General features: G+C 50.9%; 21 protein-coding genes and 2 tRNA genes. 14 read left to right on the plus strand and 9 right to left on the minus strand.

Annotation, left to right across the window (positions count from 1 at the left end):
* Positions 1 to 64: 64 nt before the first annotated feature.
* Positions 65 to 856: an MBL fold metallo-hydrolase gene (locus tag LVQ79_RS13165; RefSeq protein WP_232865297.1), complete on the minus strand. Its 792-nt coding sequence runs from the start codon at positions 854 to 856 to the stop codon at positions 65 to 67.
* 152 nt (positions 857 to 1,008) lie between these two features.
* A tRNA-Asn gene (locus LVQ79_RS13170) sits at positions 1,009 to 1,084 on the minus strand.
* 527 nt (positions 1,085 to 1,611) lie between these two features.
* On the opposite strand from LVQ79_RS13170, the gene LVQ79_RS13175 reads away from it, so the two are divergent.
* From LVQ79_RS13175 to LVQ79_RS13205, 7 genes are all read left to right on the plus strand, one after another.
* A complete protein-coding gene (locus LVQ79_RS13175; protein WP_034458282.1) occupies positions 1,612 to 2,733 on the plus strand; it encodes a branched-chain amino acid ABC transporter substrate-binding protein in 1,122 nt (373 codons plus the stop codon).
* Between the two features lie 141 nt (positions 2,734 to 2,874).
* On the plus strand, positions 2,875 to 3,789 hold the full coding sequence (locus LVQ79_RS13180) for an ABC transporter permease subunit (protein ID WP_151994326.1): 915 nt from the start codon (positions 2,875 to 2,877) through the stop codon (positions 3,787 to 3,789).
* 11 nt (positions 3,790 to 3,800) lie between these two features.
* A complete protein-coding gene (livM, locus tag LVQ79_RS13185; RefSeq protein ID WP_232865298.1) occupies positions 3,801 to 5,093 on the plus strand; it encodes a high-affinity branched-chain amino acid ABC transporter permease LivM in 1,293 nt (430 codons plus the stop codon).
* Positions 5,090 to 5,965 (plus strand): ABC transporter ATP-binding protein, encoded by an 876-nt coding sequence (locus tag LVQ79_RS13190; RefSeq protein WP_232865299.1) that lies wholly within the window; start codon positions 5,090 to 5,092, stop codon positions 5,963 to 5,965. The genes livM and LVQ79_RS13190 overlap by 4 nt, the downstream gene beginning before the upstream one ends.
* Entirely contained in the window at positions 5,962 to 6,678 is a 717-nt protein-coding gene (locus LVQ79_RS13195; protein WP_232865300.1) for an ABC transporter ATP-binding protein, read from the plus strand. The genes LVQ79_RS13190 and LVQ79_RS13195 overlap by 4 nt, the downstream gene beginning before the upstream one ends.
* A 211-nt stretch (positions 6,679 to 6,889) precedes the next feature.
* Positions 6,890 to 8,332: an EmmdR/YeeO family multidrug/toxin efflux MATE transporter gene (locus tag LVQ79_RS13200; RefSeq protein ID WP_232865301.1), complete on the plus strand. Its 1,443-nt coding sequence runs from the start codon at positions 6,890 to 6,892 to the stop codon at positions 8,330 to 8,332.
* Between the two features lie 249 nt (positions 8,333 to 8,581).
* Positions 8,582 to 10,099: an AbgT family transporter gene (locus tag LVQ79_RS13205; RefSeq protein WP_232865302.1), complete on the plus strand. Its 1,518-nt coding sequence runs from the start codon at positions 8,582 to 8,584 to the stop codon at positions 10,097 to 10,099.
* A gap of 39 nt (positions 10,100 to 10,138) precedes the next feature.
* Here LVQ79_RS13205 and LVQ79_RS13210 read toward each other — a convergent pair whose 3' ends face one another.
* On the minus strand, positions 10,139 to 11,050 hold the full coding sequence (locus LVQ79_RS13210; RefSeq protein ID WP_232865303.1) for a LysR family transcriptional regulator: 912 nt from the start codon (positions 11,048 to 11,050) through the stop codon (positions 10,139 to 10,141).
* A 110-nt stretch (positions 11,051 to 11,160) separates the two neighbouring features.
* Between LVQ79_RS13210 and LVQ79_RS13215 the strand changes: the two genes are divergently transcribed.
* From LVQ79_RS13215 to LVQ79_RS13225, 3 genes are read left to right on the plus strand one after another with little or no spacing between them, the layout of a single operon-like run.
* The gene (locus LVQ79_RS13215; RefSeq protein ID WP_232865304.1) at positions 11,161 to 12,168 is read left to right on the plus strand and encodes a zinc-binding alcohol dehydrogenase family protein; all 1,008 of its coding nucleotides are present in this window, start codon (positions 11,161 to 11,163) and stop codon (positions 12,166 to 12,168) included.
* Positions 12,169 to 12,195: 27 nt separating this feature from the next.
* Positions 12,196 to 12,849: an oxygen-insensitive NAD(P)H nitroreductase gene (gene nfsB, locus LVQ79_RS13220; protein WP_232865305.1), complete on the plus strand. Its 654-nt coding sequence runs from the start codon at positions 12,196 to 12,198 to the stop codon at positions 12,847 to 12,849.
* Between the two features lie 2 nt (positions 12,850 to 12,851).
* Positions 12,852 to 13,154, plus strand: a complete 303-nt coding sequence (locus LVQ79_RS13225; protein WP_232865306.1) for a putative quinol monooxygenase — start codon at positions 12,852 to 12,854, stop codon at positions 13,152 to 13,154.
* A 57-nt stretch (positions 13,155 to 13,211) separates the two neighbouring features.
* Here the strand turns inward: LVQ79_RS13225 and LVQ79_RS13230 are convergent, their stop codons facing one another.
* Positions 13,212 to 14,111 (minus strand): LysR family transcriptional regulator, encoded by a 900-nt coding sequence (locus LVQ79_RS13230; RefSeq protein WP_232865307.1) that lies wholly within the window; start codon positions 14,109 to 14,111, stop codon positions 13,212 to 13,214.
* A gap of 107 nt (positions 14,112 to 14,218) precedes the next feature.
* Here LVQ79_RS13230 and LVQ79_RS13235 point away from each other — a divergent pair, with 107 nt between their 5' ends.
* Both LVQ79_RS13235 and LVQ79_RS13240 read left to right on the plus strand, forming a co-directional pair.
* A complete protein-coding gene (locus LVQ79_RS13235) occupies positions 14,219 to 15,601 on the plus strand; it encodes an MFS transporter (protein ID WP_232865308.1) in 1,383 nt (460 codons plus the stop codon).
* A complete protein-coding gene (locus LVQ79_RS13240) occupies positions 15,598 to 15,975 on the plus strand; it encodes a DUF4440 domain-containing protein (protein ID WP_232865309.1) in 378 nt (125 codons plus the stop codon). Before LVQ79_RS13235 ends, LVQ79_RS13240 begins: the two co-directional genes overlap by 4 nt.
* 3 nt (positions 15,976 to 15,978) lie before the next feature.
* On the opposite strand, the gene LVQ79_RS13245 is transcribed toward LVQ79_RS13240, so the two are convergent.
* The 5 genes from LVQ79_RS13245 to mtfA all read right to left on the minus strand — a co-directional run bounded on the left by LVQ79_RS13245 (position 15,979) and on the right by mtfA (position 20,627).
* Positions 15,979 to 16,680, minus strand: coding sequence for an ABC transporter ATP-binding protein (locus LVQ79_RS13245; RefSeq protein WP_232865310.1), 702 nt, complete (start codon positions 16,678 to 16,680; stop codon positions 15,979 to 15,981).
* A gap of 10 nt (positions 16,681 to 16,690) precedes the next feature.
* Positions 16,691 to 18,379 carry an ABC transporter permease gene (locus tag LVQ79_RS13250; RefSeq protein WP_232865311.1) on the minus strand — a complete coding sequence of 563 codons (1,689 nt, stop codon included), beginning with the start codon at positions 18,377 to 18,379 and terminating at the stop codon, positions 16,691 to 16,693.
* On the minus strand, positions 18,363 to 19,400 hold the full coding sequence (locus tag LVQ79_RS13255; RefSeq protein ID WP_232865312.1) for an extracellular solute-binding protein: 1,038 nt from the start codon (positions 19,398 to 19,400) through the stop codon (positions 18,363 to 18,365). The genes LVQ79_RS13250 and LVQ79_RS13255 overlap by 17 nt, the downstream gene beginning before the upstream one ends.
* A 253-nt stretch (positions 19,401 to 19,653) precedes the next feature.
* A tRNA-Asn gene (locus tag LVQ79_RS13260) sits at positions 19,654 to 19,729 on the minus strand.
* 100 nt (positions 19,730 to 19,829) lie between these two features.
* Entirely contained in the window at positions 19,830 to 20,627 is a 798-nt protein-coding gene (gene mtfA / locus LVQ79_RS13265; protein ID WP_232865313.1) for a DgsA anti-repressor MtfA, read from the minus strand.
* Between the two features lie 813 nt (positions 20,628 to 21,440).
* Between mtfA and drpB the strand changes: the two genes are divergently transcribed.
* Positions 21,441 to 21,677: a cell division protein DrpB gene (drpB, locus tag LVQ79_RS13270; protein ID WP_064512143.1), complete on the plus strand. Its 237-nt coding sequence runs from the start codon at positions 21,441 to 21,443 to the stop codon at positions 21,675 to 21,677.
* Positions 21,678 to 21,781: 104 nt separating this feature from the next.
* Positions 21,782 to 22,486, plus strand: a complete 705-nt coding sequence (locus tag LVQ79_RS13275) for a phosphohydrolase (protein WP_232865314.1) — start codon at positions 21,782 to 21,784, stop codon at positions 22,484 to 22,486.
* Positions 22,487 to 22,488: the final 2 nt, after the last annotated feature.

The raw sequence follows: 22,488 nt of genomic DNA on the forward strand, positions 1-22,488 counted from the left end.
GACTAAGCCCTTGATGATTTTCTAACAACGAGTTTTAAACCAGCTAGCGAATCTGGCTATATCGTTAACTGAGGCAGGCAATATACTTTTCGCCTGAACGGCGGACTATCTCATCCGCATTTTTTGCGATCTCCTTTCCTTCAAACGCGCCATAGAGATTCGAAAATTTCAGGCAATCCAATTGGCGGATAATGTTACCGACCGTCGCTGCTGGCAGCGGTAGCATATTGGGATAGCTCCACATGAAAGACACCGCATCCGCGCCCGGGGTGACCTGGACAGTGTCCCCACAAAGCAGCATTCCTTCATCTTTTGCCCAGTGCAGAACGCTGCTGCCGGCGAAATGCCCACCGAGCCGTAATAGAGTGACGTCAGTGACCAGTTTAAGGGTGTTACCTTCCCAAAGGGTAATCCACGGACTATCGCGCATGATCCACTGGCTATCGCTGGCATGAAGGTAAATCGGGGCTTCAAACTCGGCGGCCCAATCCTGCATGGTGCTGTAGAAATGAGGATGCGATATGGCGATAGCTTTGAGACCGCCGAGTGAATGAATCAGCGTTTTTGTGGCGTCATCGAGCGTGGCAATGCAATCCCACAGAATATTACCTTCCGGCGTTCGCAGAAGAAAAGCGCGTTGACCGATCGCAAACTCAGGCACAGTTTGAATGCTGAAGAGGTGGGTTTCGTGCTGTTTCCATGTATTGGTATGTGAACTAAAAAGGCTGTCAGAATCGACCCATTGCTGCCCCCTCACGGGTAGATACTGACGCTCATCTTTGCAGATTTTGCAATGTGCCGGGTGGGAAGCGCTGGCCTCATAGGATGTGCCGCAGGCTTTGCATAACGTGATCATTGAGTCGTCCTCTCTGTTCTGGTGTCTTTTAAAACACAGTCAGCCTGGCACAACGGTACATATGGATGTGCCAGTTAGTGCTGCGAGAGAATTATAGAAACCCACAAAAACAAAAAAGCCCGCTTAAGTTTCCTTAAGCGGGCTCTCGAATTTGGCTCCTCTGACTGGACTCGAACCAGTGACATACGGATTAACAGTCCGCCGTTCTACCGACTGAACTACAGAGGAATCGGTTAACGGGGCGCATATTAACGATTCGAGGGGGGCATGTCAAAGGGTTCACGAAAAAGTTTTTTGTTTGCTCTTTTTATAGTCAAGATGTTGAGTATTAAGGCGAATTTGTCTTATCTGCAATCAGTAAATACAAATCACGCTCCGGCCCATTTCTCCGCTCAATAGTAACCATTATTTATCTATGGACTATGTTGGTGCAAAGACGCATAAATCTTGAACACCACAGCTTTATTGTTAAGCAGATGTGATCCCCGCTGTAAATTCATTGCGTTGTACCGGAGCGCATTAAACGGCGCTCTATACTCAAATAAGTCTGAATCCAGGCACCGGGTGGCCAAATCTGGCAACCATTTTGCTTAATGTTCAAGGCTGTGAAAATCGTAAGGAAACCCCGTAAGGAAACCTCGCTGTAACCACAGGAAATTGACTGGATAGTGCATTTTGTTCGCGTTTTTGCTTTTGAAATGGCTCTTACACCGTTTTGCATAAACCTCTTTGCTGATTTGCTAAGGAACATACAAATGTCGCTGAAATTGATCAGAAGTCCTCTTTCTCTGGTGTTGGCTGGTTGTCTGGTAACGGCGTTTTCCGCCCATGCCGATATTGTCATTGGTGTCGCAGGGCCGTTTACCGGGCCGAACGCGACTTATGGTGATCAGTACTGGCATGGCGCGACTCAGGCCGCCGAAGATATTAATGCTGCCGGTGGGATTAACGGCGAAAAAATCAAACTGGTGCAGGGCGATGACGCCTGTGAACCAAAACAGGCGGTTTCCGTCGCTAACCGTTTGGTCGACCAGGACAAAGTGAAGGCTGTGGTCGGCCATTTCTGTTCTTCATCTACTATGCCTGCCTCGGAGGTTTACAACGATGCGGGCATTCTCGCCATCACTCCCGGATCGACCAACCCGCTCATCACCGAGCGTAAAATGAACGATATGTTCCGCATGTGCGGTCGTGATGACCAACAGGGGCAGGTCGCCAGCGATTTCATTATCGATAAGCTCAAAGCCAAACGAGTGGTGATCATTCACGATAAAGACACTTACGGGCAGGGGCTGGCGGATGCTACCAAAGCGGCACTCGCGAAACGTGGCGTTAATGATGTGATGTACGAAGGTCTGTCACGTGGCGAAAAAGATTTTAATGCGCTGGTCACCAAAATCAGTGCGCAAAAACCAGACGTGGTGTTCTTCGGCGGTTGCCACCCGGAAGCGGGGCCACTTGTACGCCAGATGCGTGAGCAGGGTGTACAGGCTAAATTCTTCTCCGGCGACTGCATCGTGAACGAAGAGATGGTGACTGCGGCAGGCGGCCCGCAATATACCAACGGTATTTACATGACCTTCGGTAAAGATCCTCGCTTGATCCCTGATGGCAAAGCGGTAATCGACAAATTCCGCGCCAGCAAATTTGAACCTGAAGGTTACACCCTCTATTCCTACGCTTCTGTTCAGGCCATTGCTGCGGCATTTAAAGCCACTGGCGGTACAGATTCAGCCAAAGCCAGCGCCTGGCTGAAAGCAAACCCGGTGGATACCGTGATGGGCAAAAAAGCCTGGGATGATAAAGGCGACCTGAAAGTCTCCGACTATGTCGTCTACCAGTGGGATGACAAAGGAAAATATAAAGAAGTCCAATAATATCGGGATTTGTAGGGGGGATAAGCGGTAGCGTCATCCACCATTTTCGCCTTTCATTGCTGGTGAAAGTGTCGGGTGACGCTGCGCTTACCCGACCTACAAAAGAAGCTTGTCCGCCGCGCTAAAAGAGATTGCCTGCCTATGGACGCATTCTTCCTGCAACAATTGATCAATGGCGTAACGCTAGGTTCCGTCTACGGGTTGATAGCTATTGGCTACACCATGGTTTACGGCATTATTGGCATGATTAACTTCGCCCACGGCGAAGTGTATATGATCTCCGCTTATCTGTGCGCCATCGGGCTTGCGCTGCTTTCGTTCTTTGGTTTGCAGTCGTTTCCTTTACTCATTCTCGGCACGCTGGTGTTCACCATAGTGGTGACGGGCGTGTACGGCTGGACCATCGAGCGCATCGCTTATAAACCGCTGCGCAACTCTACCCGTTTAGCACCGCTGATTTCCGCAATCGGCATGTCGTTAATCCTGCAAAACTACGCGCAAATCAGCCAGGGGCCGCGTCAACAGGGTATTCCAACCATGCTTGATGGTGTGTTCCGTTTTCATATTGGTGAAGGATTTGTGCAAATCACCTACACCAAAGTGTTCATCCTGATTGCTTCGTTTGCTGGCATGTTGCTGCTGACCTGGATTATCGGCAATACCAAACTGGGGCGCATGTGCCGGGCGGTGCAGCAAGACCGCAAGATGGCCTCAATTCTGGGGATTAATACCGACCGTATTATTTCGATTGTGTTTGTGATTGGTGCGTCCATGGCGGGGCTGGCGGGTGTGCTTATCACCATGAACTACGGCACTTTCGATTTCTACGCCGGTTTTATTATCGGTATTAAAGCGTTCACCGCGGCGGTGTTAGGTGGGATTGGTTCATTACCCGGCGCGATGCTTGGCGGGCTGATTCTGGGGATTGCTGAGGCGCAATTCTCCGGCATGGTGAATTCCGATTACAAAGATGTGTTCTCGTTTGGGCTACTGGTGGTGATCCTCATTTTCCGTCCCCAGGGGCTGCTTGGCCGACCCATCGTTGCCAAAGTGTGAGGGAGCAAAACATGACATCAGAAACGGCTTTGCATGAAGGCTTTTCCCTCAAACGTTGCTTACTGGATGCGATTTTCGCAGGGCTGGTGGCGTTAATAGTTTTTGGCCCGATAGTCGGTGTGGTGCTTGATGGGTACAGCTTTAACTTTGAAGGACAGCGGTTGGTGGCGATTATCGCGGTGGTGATGGTGGGGCGCTTTTTGCTGAGTGCTTTTTTTACCACCTCGATCGGAATGCGTTTTTTAAGCCGTTTTGAAACGGATAACTCAGGCGTGTATGTGCGCCCGCCAGAATATAAAAGCCGCATGCGCTGGATTATTCCACTGGTGATCGCCCTGGCGATTTGCTTCCCGTTTGTTGCGACCAAATACGTGCTGACGGTGGCGATTCTCGGGCTAATTTATGTCCTGCTGGGCCTTGGGTTAAATATTGTCGTTGGGCTCGCAGGCTTGCTGGACTTGGGTTACGTCGCATTCTACGCCATTGGTGCGTATGGACTGGCGCTGGGTTACCAGTATCTCGGACTCGGGTTCTGGTCGATGTTGCCACTTTCGGCGCTGATGGCGGCAGCAGCAGGGGCTTTACTCGGTTTCCCGGTTTTGCGCATGCACGGCGATTACCTGGCGATCGTGACACTAGGCTTTGGGGAGATTATCCGCCTGGTGCTGAATAACTGGCTGACGTTTACCGGCGGCCCTAACGGGATCTCTGCTCCGCCTCCGACGCTGTTTGGCCTTGAATTTGGGCGGCGCGCCAAAGAAGAAGGTGGTGTTCCGTTCCATGAGTTCTTCCATCTCACCTATAACCCCAATCTGAAGTTTATTTTTATCTACGCCATTCTGGTGTTGGTGGTTTTGCTGGTGCTTTACATCAAACATCGACTGACGCGTATGCCGATTGGCCGTGCCTGGGAGGCGTTGCGGGAAGATGAAATTGCCTGCCGATCCATGGGTCTGAATCATGTTCTGGTTAAACTCTCAGCTTTTACCCTGGGCGCTTCAACGGCGGGTATTGCTGGTGTATTTTTCGCGACCTACCAGGGTTTTGTTAACCCGACTTCATTCACCTTCTTTGAATCAGCGTTAATCCTCGCCATTGTGGTGTTGGGCGGTATGGGCTCGACAGTGGGCGTAGTGCTGGCAGCGTTTGTGCTGACGGTGACGCCCGAACTACTGCGCAGTTTTGCCGAATATCGCGTGCTGCTGTTTGGCATGTTGATGGTGGTGATGATGATTTGGCGACCACGCGGCCTGATTCGCATCAACCGCAGCGGGTTTGCGGTGCGCAAGGGAGTGGCACCATGAGCGAGATGATATTAAGTGTTGAACATTTGATGATGCACTTTGGCGGCATTAAAGCGCTCAACGATGTAAATCTTGAGGTGCGCCGTGGGTCGATTACCGCGCTGATTGGACCTAATGGAGCTGGCAAAACCACGGTGTTTAACTGCCTGACCGGTTTTTATAAAGCCTCCGCTGGCAACATCTTGTTTAACACGCGTGATAAAACTACCAACGTGATTCAGATTCTGGGACAGAAATTCCAACCGGGTGACTGGATTAACCCGGCGCGGCTCGGTTCGCGCATTTTCTACAAAATGTTCGGTGGCACGCATCTGGTGAACCGAGCAGGGCTTGCGCGCACCTTTCAGAATATCCGTTTATTCCGGGAAATGTCGGTGGTGGAAAACCTGCTGGTGGCACAGCACATGCAGGTAAACCGCAATTTACTGGCGGGTGTGCTGAATACGCCAGCCTATCGGCGTGCCGAAAGCCGTGCGCTGGACCGCGCATTTTACTGGCTGGAAGTGGTGGAGCTAGTGGATTGCGCCAATCGCCTGGCGGGAGAGATGTCCTACGGCCAGCAACGGCGCCTCGAGATCGCTCGTGCTATGTGTACCGCACCGGAGATGATCTGTCTTGATGAACCGGCTGCAGGTTTGAACCCGGTTGAAACTCGTACCCTGAGTAAGATCATCCGTTTCCTGCGCGACCACCACGGCATCACTGTTTTGCTGATTGAACATGATATGGGCATGGTGATGGATATTTCCGACCACATTATTGTGCTCGACCACGGCGATGTCATTGCCGAGGGCAAACCTGAACAAATCCAACATGATGAAAAAGTGATTGCCGCCTATCTGGGCACCGACGAAGACGAGGTCAGTGTATGAGTGAGGCGATGCTGGAGTTTAGAAATGTGGATGTTTTTTATGGTGCCATTCAGGCGCTAAAACAGGTTTCTTTGCAGGTGAACGAAGGGGAAACCGTGGCATTGATTGGGGCTAACGGGGCCGGGAAATCAACGCTGTTAATGTCTATTTTCGGCCAGCCGCGCATTCGCGGCGGGCAAATCCTGTTTCATGGTGAAGATATCAGCCATAAATCGACGCACTTTGTGGCGTCAGGCGGAATCGCACAGGCTCCTGAAGGGCGGCGAATATTCCCGGATATGACGGTCGAAGAAAACCTGCTGATGGGTACCATTCCCATCGGCAACCAGTTTGCCGCGCAGGATTTGCAAACCATGTTTGATCTATTCCCGCGTTTAAAAGAGCGCCGTAAACAGCGGGCGATGACCATGTCCGGTGGCGAGCAGCAAATGTTGGCGATAGCGCGAGCACTGATGAGTCGCCCAAAACTGTTGCTGCTGGATGAACCGAGTCTTGGACTCGCACCAATCGTCGTGAAGCAAATCTTCCAGACGCTGCGTGAATTAGCGCGCAACGGCATGACGATTTTTCTGGTGGAGCAAAACGCGCACCACGCGCTGAAACTTTCCGACCGTGGATACGTGATGGCAAACGGGCAAATAAGGTTGAGCGGCAGCGGGGCGGATTTGTTGGGTAATGAGGAAGTGCGCAAAGCGTATTTGGGTGGAGTTTAGAAATTCGGTATAGCCTAAATAATTCGGGTTGCAGGAAGGCGGCAAGTGAGCAAATCCCCGGGAGCTTACTTGAGTAAGTGACCGGGGTTTGAGAGTGCAGCCAACGCATCTGCAGCCTGAAGTATGACGGCTATAAAAAAATACTTTGCAGGATAAGCGATTGTAAATCATTATTTGAAATGTGGTTTCACTTCCTCCCCCAAGGTCAATCTTGAACTTAAAAGCAGCACTTCATCAGCGCGTGGAAAAAACTCGCTGGTACGCCAAACGGAAAAGCAACCGAGTCCTGTTCTGGCGCGAAATTACACCCCTTGCGGTGCCTATCTTTCTGGAAAATACCTGCGTATTACTGATGGGAGTCCTGAGCACCTTCCTTGTGAGTTGGCTAGGAAAGGAAGCGATGGCAGGCGTCGGGCTTGCCGATAGCTTCAACATGGTGATCATGGCATTTTTCGCGGCAGTGGATCTCGGTACTACAGTTGTGGTGGCATTTAGCCTCGGTAAACGCGACCCTAAACGTGCGCGAGATGCCGCACGACAGTCATTGATATTAATGACAATTATTGCGGTTTTCCTGGCGGCCGGCATTCACCTGGCAGGTGAGCATGTCGTTAACGTTATTGCTGGGGCTGCCACACCTGAAGTGAAAGCATTGGCACTCTCGTATCTGCAAACCACTGTATGGAGCTACCCGGCAGCGGCGATTGCGCTTATCAGCAGCGGCGCATTGCGCGGGGCAGGGAATACCAAAATCCCATTGCTGATTAACGGCGGGATGAACATCCTCAACATTATCATCAGTAGCGTCTTGATTTACGGTGCGCTGGGCTGGAACGGGCTGGGCTTTTTTGGTGCTGGACTGGGCTTAACTATTTCACGTTATATCGGCGCTATCGGTTTCGTTTATGTGCTGGTGATTGGCTTTGCTCCTTCTTTGCGTATCTCGCTAAAAAGCTATTTCCGTCCGCTCAAAGTCGGCATTTTGTGGGAAGTGCTGGGGATTGGTATTCCTGCCAGCATTGAGTCTGTGTTGTTTAATGCCGGGAAATTACTCACGCAAATGTTTGTCGCCGGGATGGGCACCAACGTGATTGCCGGTAACTTTATCGCGTTCTCCATTGCTGCATTAATTAACTTGCCCGGTAACGCCCTGGGTTCGGCATCCACTATTATCGTCGGCAAGCGGCTTGGGAAAGGGCAAATTGGCCAGGCCGAACGGCAGCTGCGCCATGTGTTCTGGCTATCCACTCTTGGCCTGACGATTATCGCCTGGGGAACAGCGCCTTTCGCCGGATTGATGGCCTCGTTCTATACCCATGAAGATGATGTAAAAGAAGTCGTCAAAATACTGATTTGGCTGAATGCCGCGTTTATGCCGATTTGGGCTGCGTCATGGGTTTTACCTGCTGGTTTGAAAGGGGCGCGCGATGCCCGTTTCGCGATGTGGGTTTCCATGGCGAGCATGTGGGGCTGTCGCGTGGTTGCAGGCTACACATTAGGGATTGTGCTGGAAATGGGCGTAGTCGGTGTCTGGATGGGGATGTTCTTCGACTGGACGGTGCGCGGCGTGTTGTTCTACTGGCGAATGATCAGTGGACGCTGGCTGAAAAAGTACCCGCGTCTTAAAAGAGAACCGATTTCACAAACAGAATAAAGCTCCTATTGGAAGCTTTTGAACGCTATCTTCATTGCTCCGTGTGTTTATTGAACTCACGGGGCGATTTTCGTTTAAAACCATGATATTCATCACCATGCCATGTCTCGTTTTGACTAGTAACGTAAAGTTACTAGCAGTGAAATATTCTAAAATGTTATTAATTGCCGCAAGCAATGACTTTGGTGAATATAACAGGAAGACGAGGTAGTGATGAGCACAACGACAAGGAACACGGAAGGTCGTCTAATGACAGGATTTCTCAACGCCGTTGAGAAAGCAGGAAACAAATTACCCGAACCCGCATTAATCTTTTTCTATTTTTTACTGGTGGTGATGGCGATGTCAGCGGTGCTTTCCACCGTTGATTTTGATGTCGTCAACCCTGTGACCAATGAAGCAGTCAGAATTAATAACCTGCTTTCGGCACAGGCATTAACCGTCACCCTTTCCTCAATGGTGACCACGTTTACCACCTTTGCACCGCTGGGGATCGTGTTGGTAGCGATGTTAGGTGTGGGTGTGGCAGAAAGCTCAGGCTTTATTAATACCGGCCTGAAAAAAATGCTGCGTGTTACGCCGAAAAAACTGCTGACACCGATGATCATTTTCGTCGCAATGTTCAGCCACGTAGCAGCCGATGCAGGCTATGTGCTGGTTATTCCATTGGGCGCAATTATCTTTATGTCTGCTGGACGCCACCCGTTGGCGGGCATTGCAGCGGCATTTGCCGGGGTTTCTGGCGGCTTTGCGGCTAACATGGTGCCAACCGGTAACGATGCATTGCTGCAAGGTTTTACCCAAACTGCCGCGCAGTTGCTGGACGGGACCTATACCGTCAACACCTTGTGTAACCTGTTCTTCGGTATCGGTTCGACAGTGATGATTACCCTGGTTGGCTGGTGGGTGACTGAACGTATTGTTGAGCCACGCGTGTCGAAACTAGAGATCGACGGCGATTATCAACATAACGAAGATATGAGCAGCTACACCGCTGCGGAAAGCCGTGGTTTTAAAGTCGCGGGTCTGGTGATGGTTCTGGGGTTGGCAGGTCTTGCGGCGCTGGCATGGCCTGAAACTTCGCTGCTTCGTAGCCCAACTGATGGCTCACTCACCAGTTATGGTGCGCCAATCATGAAATCCATAGTGCCATTGATTTTCCTGATCTTTATCATCCCTGGTATTGTCTACGGCTTTGTGGCTGGCACCTTTAGCCGCGGCAAAGATGTCATCGACGCGATGAACCAATCCATGAGCAAAATGGGTTCGTACATGGTGATGGCGTTCTTCTGCGCCATGTTTATCAAGGCGTTTGGCGATTCCAACATCGGCACGCTGATTGCGCTGGCGGGTGCCGACGTGCTGAAAACCATGGCGCTGCCGGGCGAAGCCACCATCATTGGTATGATTCTTCTGACCGCTGTCGTGAACATCCTGATCGGTTCTGCATCTGCAAAATGGGCGCTGTTGTCACCAATTATGGTGCCAATGCTGATGGCGGTGGGTATCTCCCCTGAACTGACTCAGGCGGCGTTCCGTATCGGTGACTCCACCACCAACATTATTACTCCGCTGATGGTCTTCTTCCCGCTGGTTGTGGTGTATTGCCAGCGCTACGTGAAGTCCACTGGCGTGGGCACGCTGGTGTCGATGATGATGCCTTACTCGGTTATCTTCTTCGTCTGCTGGAGCATCTTCCTGCTGGTGTGGTGGGCGTTGGGTCTGCCGCTGGGCGTGAATGCGCCATATACCTATCCGATTCAGTAAGTGTTTTACAAACCGGCCGCAACAGTGGCCGGTTTTGCTTTAATGGGGGAAAAGGTTTTGCAGCACATCGCAACGCTGTTTCACCGCTTCATGCAGCAACCGCACCGTAGTGGAAAGCTGTTTGCGATGCGGGCAAATCATATTCAGCGGCACGCTATCACCCTGATATTGCGGCATGATTATCTTCAATCGGCCTTCGTTCACATCTTCGCTGACATCCAGCCAGGATTTATAGGCAATCCCTTCCCCCGCTACGGCTAAACGGCGGATCACTTCCGCATCATCACTCACAATGGCACTTTTCACCGCCACATGATGTGTATCGCCATCTAAAGTTAACGTCCATTTGTCATAGACCCGGCCACGAAGCGCGTAGGTTAGCGCGTCATGTTGCACCAGTTCGCTGATGGTTTTCGGCTCTCCGCAACGTGCAATATAAGAGGGAGAAGCGACGATAACGCGTCGATTATTGGGGGCCAGCGGCAGTGCCACATACGAGGCGTCATCGTTATTACCATAGCGGAACGCGACATCCACCGGATCTTTGAATACATCGGCAATCTGGTCGGAGAACAAAATTTTCAAATGCAACGCCGGGTGCTCGCGACGAAACGCCTGAAATACCGTTAAAAGCATATTTCGCCCTAAATCTGACGGCACGGCGATTTGCAGTACGCCACGGACTTCATCGGTTGCAGGCTGAATTTGTTCAAATCCGGCTTCAAGAGTTTGTAGTGCAGTAACAGCATATGGCAGCCAGGTTTCACCTTCTGGTGTCAACCGCAGGCTGCGCGTAGATCGGGCAAATAAACGAGTATTCAGCGTTTGCTCGAGGCGTTTGATGGCAGTGCTGACCTGTGCAGGCTGCAATCCCGCTTCACGCGCGGTATCACTAAAACTGTTTAAGGCGGCGGCTCTGACAAACAAAGTAAGGTCTTCCAACCTGAGCATTTTAACTCTCCGAGTATAAGTGTTGTTTTACAGGCACTATTTTTCGCCCGCAGCACACCTTGTACCATGAGTTCATTCACTCGATGAACCCTTTAATCTCTGGAGCAACCATGAAAGCTATCGCGATTACTCAAGCTGCACAAAATGGCACCAATCTGGAATCTCTTAGTGAGATTACTCTCCCAACTCCGGTCGCTACAGGGCACGATTTGCTGGTAGAAGTGAAAGCGATTTCGGTGAACCCGGTCGATACCAAAGTGCGAGCAGGCTTTAAAGCGGAGCAGCCGCGTGTATTGGGTTGGGATGCGGTCGGCGTGGTCGTGGCGACGGGTGAAAATGTTTCGCTGTTTAAGGCTGGTGACGAAGTATGGTACGCCGGTTCGCTTACTCGCCCAGGCAGCAACAGCGAATTCCAGTTGGTGGATGAGCGTATTGCCGCGCTGAAACCAAAATCTATCGATAACGCATCCGCAGCGGCAATGCCTTTAACGGCAATCACCGCATGGGAAATGTTGTTTGAACGCCTCGGTGTGAAAGAGGGTGGTAGCGATAATGATGTACTGCTGATTGTCGGTGCTGCGGGCGGCGTGGGTTCTATCCTGACGCAGCTGGCGCGTAAACTCACCAACATTACCGTGATCGGTACCGCATCACGTCCGCAAAGCCAGCAATGGGTGGCGGATTTAGGGGCGCATTATGTTATTGACCATAGCAAGCCGTTGACTGAAGAAATGGCGCGTATTGGCGTGAAAAATGTTACCCATGTTGCAAGCCTCAACCAGACCGACAAACACTACCAGCAACTGATTGAAGTACTGGCACCTCAGGGGAAACTGGCGCTGATTGATGACCCTGAAACACTGGATGCACGCCCGTTGAAAGTGAAAAGTATCTCCCTGCATTGGGAATTTATGTTCACCCGTTCCATGTTTGAAACCAGCGACATGATTGAGCAAAACCGTCTGTTAACTCGCGTGGCAGATTTGATTGACCAGGGCGTACTGAAAACGACACTCGGCGAACATTTCGGCACCATTAACGCCGCTAACTTGCGCCGCGCCCATGAATTAATTGAAACCAACCGCGCGGTCGGTAAAATCGTCCTCGAAGGCTTCTAATTACATAAAAATCATAGAGAAAATATCATGGACATTATTCATTCAGCAGCATCACGTTATTCCACCAAAGCATTCGATCCCGCTAAAAAAATTAGCGAAGAAAACATTGAGAAAGTGAAGGATTTACTGCGTCTCAGCCCGTCCAGCACCAACTCGCAGCCGTGGCATTTTATTCTGGCGAGCACTGACGAAGCGAAAGCGCGCATCGCGAAAGCGACATCAGGCTTCTACGTTTTTAACGAACGCAAAGTGCTTGATGCCTCGCACGTTGTGGTGTTCTGCGCCAAAACGGCAATTGATGAGACTCACCTGTCAAAACTGTTGGACCAGGAGAATGCCGATGGCCGTTTTGCCAGCCAGCAGGCGATGGAAGGGCAGCACAAAGGTCGTTCTTATTTTGTGAATATGCACCGCTTTGATTACAAAGATGCGCAGCACTGGATGGAAAAGCAGGTTTATCTCAATGTTGGCAACTTCTTGCTGGGTGTTTCTACTCTGAACATTGATGCGGTACCAATCGAAGGTTTTGACGCCCGTATTCTCGACGAAGAGTTCGGCCTGCGTGAGAAAGGTTTCACCAGCCTGGTTATCGTGCCAATTGGTTATCGCAGCGCGGAAGACTTCAACGCGGCGTTGCCAAAATCGCGCCTTGAGTTCAGCGAAATTTTAACGGAATGCTAAATATGAGTGATAACACACTGTCGATCATTGCTGTACTGAAGGCAAAAGAGGGACAACAAGATAACCTGAAATCTGCATTACAGGCGCTGATTGCACCGACGCGCCAGGAAGAAGGTTGCCTGGATTATGCGTTGTTCCAGCTCCAGGATTCGCCGGACACGTTTTACATGCGCGAGTCGTGGAAAGGGCAGGAAGCGCTGGATGTGCATATCGCCTTGCCGCATTTCCAGGCGTTTATTAAGCAAATGGATGCGCTGCTGACTGAGCCATTACAGCTTATTCGTTTGAATGCGGTTGAGCCATAAACCCTGCTTTTTGAGCGACAAAACCGAGGCCGCCACAGTATCTGTGGCGGCCTTTTTCTAGTTTTTTGTGCGAGCCACCCACGCCTGAAAGAAATCAATAAACACGCGTACTTTTTCAGGAACATGGCGAGTGTTGGGGTAAAGCGCATAGATGCTCTGGCGAGGAAACTGGTGGTGACTCAGCACCGCTTGTAACTGACCCGAGGCGATCGCCGGGCGTACCAGCCACTCGGGTAAGAGTGCGACACCTGCACCTGCAAGGGCAAAGGCTAGCAGCGCGGATGCGCTATCTGCAACGATACTGGGCGGTTCTTCCACATCGAATGATATCGCCTGCTGTTCTGGGGTGGTGACTTGCCAACTAAGAGGCGAAGCCAGGCGGCTGTGTGCAAGCCATGTGGCCTGCGCCAACTGAGCCTGGTTTTCTATGGGATGTCCGGCCAGATAAGCAGGGGCGGCAACGGGTAAAATCGCGAAACTATCGACAGGTGCGGCCCGATGATTCGAATCCGCAAGCTGGCCGAGGCGGATAGCCACATCGAAGCGTTCTGCTATCAAATCCGCATGATAAGAAGAAGAAACGTGCTGGATGCGCAGTTGCGGATGTTCACGTGAAAAGGCCGCAAGCGCAGGCACCACAACCTGCGATCCATATTCCGGCGTGCTGGTGATACGCAAAACACCGCTCAGCCCCTGGTGATCGCGCTGCACATCGTCCAGCAGGTTTTGAGCTTCCTCAAGCAGTTGTTGGCAACGGGGATAAAAACGCTCTCCTGCGTCAGTCAGCGAAAGCCGCCGGGTGCTGCGCACCAACAGCGAGACGCCTGATTCTGCCTCAAGCTGTTTGATGTTAAAACTCACCACCGCTTTGGTCAGGCCCAGCGCGGTAGCCGCTGCGGTAAAACTCCCGGCCTTCACCACTGCGACAAATATGGTTAAGCGTTGCAGATTCAGCACAATAACCCTCGGCACTGTCAAAAATATTTTGACAGTGTAACGCCTGCCAGACGATTTATCCCTCTCTTCCATACCGCTACACTCCGTCGCCTCTAACCGGAGGTTTTATGCGTTATCGCACCAAAGTTGCCATTGTTTATCTGCTGGGCTTTTTCGTTGATTTGATCAACATGTTTATCGCCAACGTCGCGTATCCCGCTATCGGACGCGGGTTTGGGGCTTCAGTCAGCGAGCTTTCCTGGGTCAGTAACGCTTATATTTTAGGACTGACGCTGGTGATCCCGCTGAGTGCCTGGCTCGCGCAGCGCCTGGGTGGGCGCACTGTTTTACTGCTTTCGCTGAGTTCATTCTTGCTGGCGACATTGGGCGCGGGTATGGCGCAATCTATCGAGCAACTGATTGGCTGGCGGCTATTGCAGGGCCTGGGCGGTGGACTGCTGCTCCCGGTTGGGCAGACGTTGACCTACCAGCTTTATCGCAGTCATGAACGCGCCGCATTATCGGCGGCGATAATGTTAGTGGGCCTGTTAGCTCCGGCGCTGTCGCCTGCGATTGGGGGTGTGATTGTCGATTCACTCAGCTGGCGCTGGGTTTTCTTCGCCAATCTACCGCTTGCTTTCATCGCGCTGCTGCTGGCGGCAGTCTGGCTACAAAAAGAACCCCGCACCACGCAGCCCACGGCGTTGGATTTTATCGGCCTGGGCAGCGGCTGCGGTGCGCTGATGTGTACTTTACTCGGCTTCACCATGCTTGCTGAAAACGGCCAGATGGTGAATGGCATCGTATTGTTGCTATGCGCGATCACGCTGTTTGCAGGGTTCGTTCGCCATAGCCTGCGTCATCCGCAACCGCTGATTAATCTCCGTCTGGTAAAGGAGCCTTTATTACGCAGCGCCATGATGATTTATCAGTGTATTCCGGGGATGTTTATTGGCGTCAGCCTGATAGCTACGCTTTGGCTGCAAAACCAGCTTAACCTCAGTGCTACGCGAGTCGGCAGCCTGATGGTGCCCTGGTCGATGGCTTCTTTACTGGCGATAACGTTCACCGGAAAACAGTTCAACCGTTTTGGCCCACGCCCTATGTTGATAACGGGTTGTCTGCTGCAAGGGCTGGGTATTCTGGCGTTGACCCTGGTTCATAGCGCGGAACAATATCCACTTTTGCTGGTTGCTTTCGCCATGATGGGGTTCGGAGGTAGCTTATGCAGCAGTACCGCGCAAAGTTGCGCCTTTTTACAGGTGGCAGATGAACAACTCGGCCAGGCAAGCGCACTGTGGAACATCAACCGCCAACTGAGCTTTTGCATGGGCATATCAGTGTTGAGTCTGCTGCTCAATACCTTGCTGGAAACGCTTGCGTCCGCAACGGCTTATCAATGGTGTTTTTATCTGGCGGCAGTCAGCACATTAATTCCTGCGCTGCTTTGTCTGCGCATCGCTAACGGCGCTATCTTGCGTCAACTTAAGGCTCAAAAGGAGAGAAGATGAATCGCTACATTCAGGAAGTGATAGAGGCTCACGTGGCAATCGAAAACTGGCTCGGCAAAGGAGAAGGGGATGTGCAGGCGTTGCTGGCTCGCTTTTCGCCGGTATTTACCATGGTCACGCCCGGTGGCAAAACACTGAATTTTGACACACTAAGCGCATTCTTTCAGGCTCAGCCAGCCGCAAAACCTGGATTGAAAATTTCACTGGAGGAGATAACGGTTATTGCCGAGTGGCCTGCCGGTGCGGTGGTCAGCTATAGCGAGTGGCAAAGTTTACCCGGGCAAGAGAAAACTCTGCGCTACTCGACCGTCGCATTTAGTAAGACGGATTCTGCTCTGCTCTGGTTACGCTTGCACGAAACCGCCGCGGTTTAAGCGTTAAATTAAACCTTCCGTTTGTGGCGCGCGAGAATGCTGACTCGCGCAATACTCACCTTGTTGCACATAACCAATATGGTCGGCCATAAGCTGGGCTTCGTGTTCGCTGTGCGTCACCAGCAATGCTGTTTGCCCGGCGTCACGCAAAATATCGCGAACTTCCGTCCCAAGGCGTTGGCGCGTTTTCTTGTCCAGACTCGAAAACGGTTCGTCTAACAGCAGAATTTCAGGGTGCGGTGCTAACGCTCGTGCCAGTGCAATACGCTGTTGTTGCCCGCCGGAAAGCTCATGAGGATAACGGCTGGCATGGCTGTGTAATTCCACCATTTTTAGCAGTTCGCTGACACGAATTTGTTGCTCGTCACGCGGCAAGCGACGCAGGCCAAAAGCCACATTCTGTTGTGCCGTAAGATGCGGGAACAGCGCATATTCCTGAAACACCATGCCGACGTGGCGCTTTTCCGGCGGCAGATGCACGCCCGCTCCGGCGACTCGGCGCTGTGAAACATAAATCTCACCGTGTTGCAGACGTTCAAACCCCGCCACAGCACGCAGAACCGTGGTTTTGCCGCAGCCAGAAGCACCGAGCAGGCAAGCGAGTTCGCCTTTGCGCACCGACATCGAAAAGCCTTTCAATACCGTTTGTTGGCTGTTGCCATAAGCAACGTGCACATCCTGTAGGCGTAATGCAATTTCTGACATAACTTCTTCCTTAGCCCTGGCGAGTCATCTGGTGACGAACCAACAAAATAACCGGCAATGTGCCCGTGAGAACAATCATCAAGGCGGCGATGGCCCCTTCTTCATAGGTACCGCGCGCGGCTTCTGCATACAGCAACGTCGCCAGTGTTTCGAAGTTAACCGGACGTAAAAGCAGGGTGGTCGGCAGTTCTTTCATCGCATCGGCAAAAACTAATAACGCACTGCTGACTAACGCCGGGCGCAGTAGCGGGAAATGAATCCGGGCAAATGTTCCCACACCGTTTTCCCCTAATAAGCGCGATGCTTGTTCAAGGGAAGGGGGGATGCGGCTTAAACCGGAGTCTAAAGCGCCAATGGCGATCGCCTGAAAACGCATAGCACAGCAGATAACGAGCAAAACTCCGGCTGACATCAGCGGCAAGCCGCGAACGTCCATTAAATCCGCCAGCCAGCGGTCTACTGCCATCGCAGGTGTCAGAAAACCAATGGCCAGAATGGTGCCAGGAACCGCGTAACCTAATGATGAAAGGCGCATTACGCCACGGCGAAAACCAGGCATAGCGTTGTCTGCGGCGCTGTGACGTGCGCTCCAGGCAACCAGTAAGCTGACACAAACCACGACTAGCGTGGTTCCCGCCGCCAGTGAGAGCGTATTTTGTAGTGCTGCAAGTAACGAAGGCGAGAGGGCATTTTCCTCGCCGAGCCGTTTTGCGCTTTCCCAGGCTAAAAATATCACCGGGGCCAAAAATCCCAGGATAACAGGCAATGCGATGACAGAGCCAAGCAGCCACCCACGCCAGCCCTCTATTCGTGTTGGTTTAATTTTGCGTAGACTACGACTGCTGAAACCTTGTTTTTTGCGGCCATAAAACTCAAGTGTCAGGATGCAGAAGATAAACATCAGCATCATGCAGGCGATTTGCGCAGCAGAGGCGAGGTCAGAACGCGAAATCCAGGTGGTGTAGACCGTGACGGTTAAGGTTTGCACACCGAGGAATTCTGAGGCGCCGATATCATTGAGTGTTTCGAGAAGCGCAAGGCTAATACCCACCGCTAATGCCGGGCGAGCCATAGGGAGAACTACGCGAAAGAAGGTGCCCGTGGCACTGCAACCCAGTGTGCGTGCCGCTTCCAGCAAATGAGCGGGCTGGCTGATAAACATGGCGCGGGTCGTCAGATAAACATAAGGATACAGCACCAGACCCAGCAGAATGATAGCGCCAGGCAGCGAGCGCAAATCAGGTAACCGGAATTGCCTGGGACTATCGAAACCTAGCAAAAAGCGGATGAAGGTTTGCAGCGGGCCGATAGGATGCAATAAATCAAGCCAGGCGAATGCCACAATATAAGTGGGCATCGCCAGCGGCAGCAGGAGTGCCCAACTGAGAATTTTGCGTCCCGGAAAATCCCAGGCTGTTACTGCCCATGCGCTACCCACACCAATTACGCCGACCATTACTGCAACACCCGCCAGTAATAGCACGGTATTTTTGAGCACCGTTGGCAGCACAAAAGTAATGAGATTATCCCAGTGCGAGAAATCCGCCTGAGTGGCTTGCCAGATAAGCGCAACGATAGGTGTCAGTACGCCAAGCGCGATACACAGTGCGCCGAGATGGAGCGGCGTCAATAATGACTGCGGCCCGGAAACCAGGCCGCGTAACGTCGGAAGACGAAGTGATTTATTGATCGAATCCAACTTTATCTACCAGCAGGCTCGCTTGTTTACGATGTTTCACGATTTCGGTTAACGGGATTTTGTCCACGTCAATTTCACCGATGGTTGCACTGATAACCGGATCAAGGGTCACGCCCTTGAGTACTGGGTATTCAAAGTTGGCTTTTGCGTAGATTTGTTGGGCTGGTGCAGAAACCAGATATTCCATCAGTTTCACCGCATCGGCTTTATTTGGTGCAAACTTCGCGACTGCTGCACCACTAATATTGACGTGCGTGCCGCCTTGTTCGAAGGTTGGTTTCACGACTTTAATGGCATCGCCCCATTTACGCGCATCGCTGCCTTCTTTGGCATTTTTCATATGGCCGATGTAGTAGGAGTTCGCAAGACCAATATCGCAAATGCCGCCGAGGATATCGCGAGCTACGTCACGATCGCCACCGGTGGCTTTACGTGCCAGGTTAGCTTTCACGCCGCGTAACCACTCCTCGGTTTTCGCTTCGCCGTGGTGGGCAATCATGGCGGCAATAAGTCCGGTGTTATAAGGGTGCTGACCGGAACGAATACACACTTTACCTTTATAATCAGGGCTGGAAAGTTGCTCGTAGTGCCAGTTATCAATTGGCATAGATTTATCGGCGTAGAGCACACGGGCACGCATCGACAGCGCAAACCATTGGTTGTCTGCACCACGTAAATTTGCCGGGATGGCTGTTTTGAGCACTTCCGACTCCACAGGCTGTGTCACGCCTGCTTCAACTAAATCGATGAGATTACCCGCATCGACGGTCATTAATAGGTCTGCGGGGGAGTTTTTGCCTTCTGCTTTAACACGTTCAAGCATGCCATCCTTGATGTAAACCGTGTTCACTTTTACACCGCTGGATTGTGTCCAGCTGTCGAGTAATGGCTGAATCAGGCCCGGTTCACGAGTGGTGTAGAGAGTCAGAGTATCTTGCGCAAAAGCCGGCAGACTTACCGATAAGACCAGTGCCGATGCAAGCGTGATACGGCGCAGTCCGGTGCGAGGCAGAGCATTCATCGTTTATATCCCAGAGTGATTGGAACTTCTTTGAGTCCCGAACAGGTGAAACTTCCTTTAGGCAGGCGAACGATAAATGATAATCACTAACAGTTACAATCATCGCAAAGTTTAAATGATTCACATTTACACAACTTTAATCGGCGATGTGAATTGACGCTTAACAGGGGAGAAACAATCAGGGAGTGGGGAGAATGGCGCTGCGTAGAAAAGCAAAAAGCCCGCTTAGTTTCCTAAGCAGGCTTCTTAAATTTGGCTCCTCTGACTGGACTCGAACCAGTGACATACGGATTAACAGTCCGCCGTTCTACCGACTGAACTACAGAGGAATCGTTTGAACGAGGCAAATAGTAACGTCACGTTCAAAAAGAGTCAACGACAAAAATAACACACTGATTCAAATGGCTAAATTAAGCTCAACTTGTTGAATTAATGCACCGTATTTCCATTGGATGACTCGATGTTTTCACTCTCACGTAACCGTAATAACGGGTCCTGGCCATAAAACTGGCAAAAACGCTGATAAAGTGAAGGGAAACGAGGCGCGAAAAGCTCTGGGGCACTGAAAAAATACTCTGAGAGCACGGCAAAACATTCTGCCGGTTCAGATGCCGCATAGGCATCAATACTGGCGGCGTTTTCGCCCACCATATCAATTTCGTCCTGGATGTTGCCCATTGCCGCCTGGAGATCGTGCTCCCAGCCCGCAACATCGCGCAGCGCTATTAACGGAACGCCGCTGGCACGATCGCCATTACGCATATCCAGTTTATGAGCCACTTCGTGGAAGATGAGATTAAAGCCGGATGCGTCAAATGAGTCCTGCACATCAAGCCAGTTAAGAATGATGGGACCTTGCTGCCAGCTTTGACCAGACTGAACAACGCGCTGGTTATGCACCAGGCCAATGTCATCTTCCCATTCATCATCCACCACGAATGGGGCAGGGTAGATGAGGATTTCATGAAAACCATCCAGCCACTCGGTACCAAGCTCGAGCACCGGCAAACAAAACAGTAACGCGATCCTCGCGCTTTTTAGTTCATCAAGTTCGAATCCTTGCAAAGGCACCAGCCGCTTTTGCTGTAAAAAACGGTCAGCCAGACGGACCAGCTTTTTCTGCTCAGCAGTCGTGAGCGTTCCCAGGACCGGAATGGCTAAAGCCTGCTCCCACGGCAATACCGTGACAGCGGATGAATCATTTGATTTCCAGGGCCACTTAATCATGTTACTCGCTCGCAAAGTCATCTCTTGAACGGAAAACTACTATACCGTGACTGTGAAAATGCCGCACTAGTGGGGCACATGGCAGCGACCAGAACAGGACCGCCGAGAGAGGGGTTGCACCCTATATCTCTGTACCATTATTCAAACACTTACCAATTTTTCTTTCAACGACGCGGGTCACAGCTTGGGCGGGAAGCCATAAAATTATTTCTATCTTCAATGTTTGTAGTGGAAATATATGTATCGGCTATATGAATGCACGTTCCGGGGAGAGAAACCCAGAAAACCTGGGGTAGGGGTTTTGCTAGTTGCCAGACTGCATCTATAGTCTGAGCAGTTAACAAGGGAACCTACAGGTATTCAAAGTCTAATTAGTATTATTATCGATATCTATTCCCTGCATTTTTATAATCCAAAATGTCTTTTTGTCTAATATCTCTATTCTAATTTAACCGGATAAACTAAGAACTGATATTTTTGATTGCATTCATGATTTTTGTTGTTGTTTTTACTGAACTTTAATTCGGGCGGGAGTGGTTTTAGTGTTTGCCCCTAAAACTGGCTGGATATTAAGTAAAGAATGTCTAAAATTACATATTTATAAAATTGCGCAATAAATAACCTGATGTTTGTGGGTTGTTAATTTGATGAGAAATGACATGATATATTACAATTTTAGGAATTATCCGGATTAAAAACAGCTATTTCATGCTGTTAAAAAACAGTGAAAATGTGATAAAAATCACACCCATGGAGATGCTCCACCTATCGCAATACATCAGCTAATTAATTGAGGGACATATGTCAGAGGTTATGGACGAAAAACCGACTCGTACTCCGGGCGGAAAATTGGCGCTGTGGTTGTTTTATGGATTTTGCCTGTACACGGTTTGGGCTGTGGTGCGTTACTTTTGGGTTGTCAGTGACGTTACCGGTGGTGATATGGGATCGCTCGGTGGAAAGTTGCTTGGCGCCTTAATGGGGTTATTGGTTCTGGGATCGGTTGCTGCATTATTAGGTGGTTTGGCCTGGTATACGCGGGCCAGGTAAATAAAATCGTGCCAATGTGGTCTGTTGTCAGCGCTTTACTTGCTTATTTTGTGATCTTGTACTCATATTAAGTACCGGGTCCAGCTGCGAAGTGAGGAGTACGTATGCCGATAGCCCACTGGCAAGAACGTTTTGATGATTATTTGCAACACAACTGGTTGCAGGACGATAAAGCCCATGATGTGGCACATTTTCGTCGTGTATGGAAAACATCACAGCAGATCATGGAAACCACAGAGGCCGATAGGCTAGTGGTGCTAACCGCGTGTTACTTCCATGATATTGTCAACTTGCCGAAGAACCATCCTGAACGTCATCTTGCTTCCACACAGGCTGCTCAAGAGACTTTACGCATTCTGGATGCTCACTTTCCCGACTTTCCGCATCCGTTATACGATGCCGTTGCACATGCTGTTCGCGCTCATAGCTTTAGCGCCGGGATTGCACCTCAAACACTTGAAGCGAAAATTGTACAGGATGCCGATCGTCTGGAGTCTTTAGGGGCAATAGGGCTTGCGCGGGTTTTCTATACTTCTGGTGCGTTGGGGCGACCACTGTTTGACAGCGAAGATCCGCTGGCTTGCCATCGTGAGCTGGATGATGCCACTTATGCCCTTGATCACTTCCAGAAAAAATTACTTAAATTGCCTGATACCATGCAAACCGAGGCAGGACGTGCACTTGCTCTTCTTAATGCAGATTTCCTGGTGAATTACATGGCCAAACTTTGTGCTGAATTGAAAGGTGATTACTGCGGTATTGAGCAGGACGTAGTGCATCAATTTTCCTCCCAAAAAATTCCCTCTTAAAA

The sequence above is a fragment of the Buttiauxella cochleicola genome (genome assembly GCF_021282405.1).
Classification (GTDB): Bacteria; Pseudomonadota; Gammaproteobacteria; order Enterobacterales; family Enterobacteriaceae; genus Buttiauxella; species Buttiauxella massiliensis.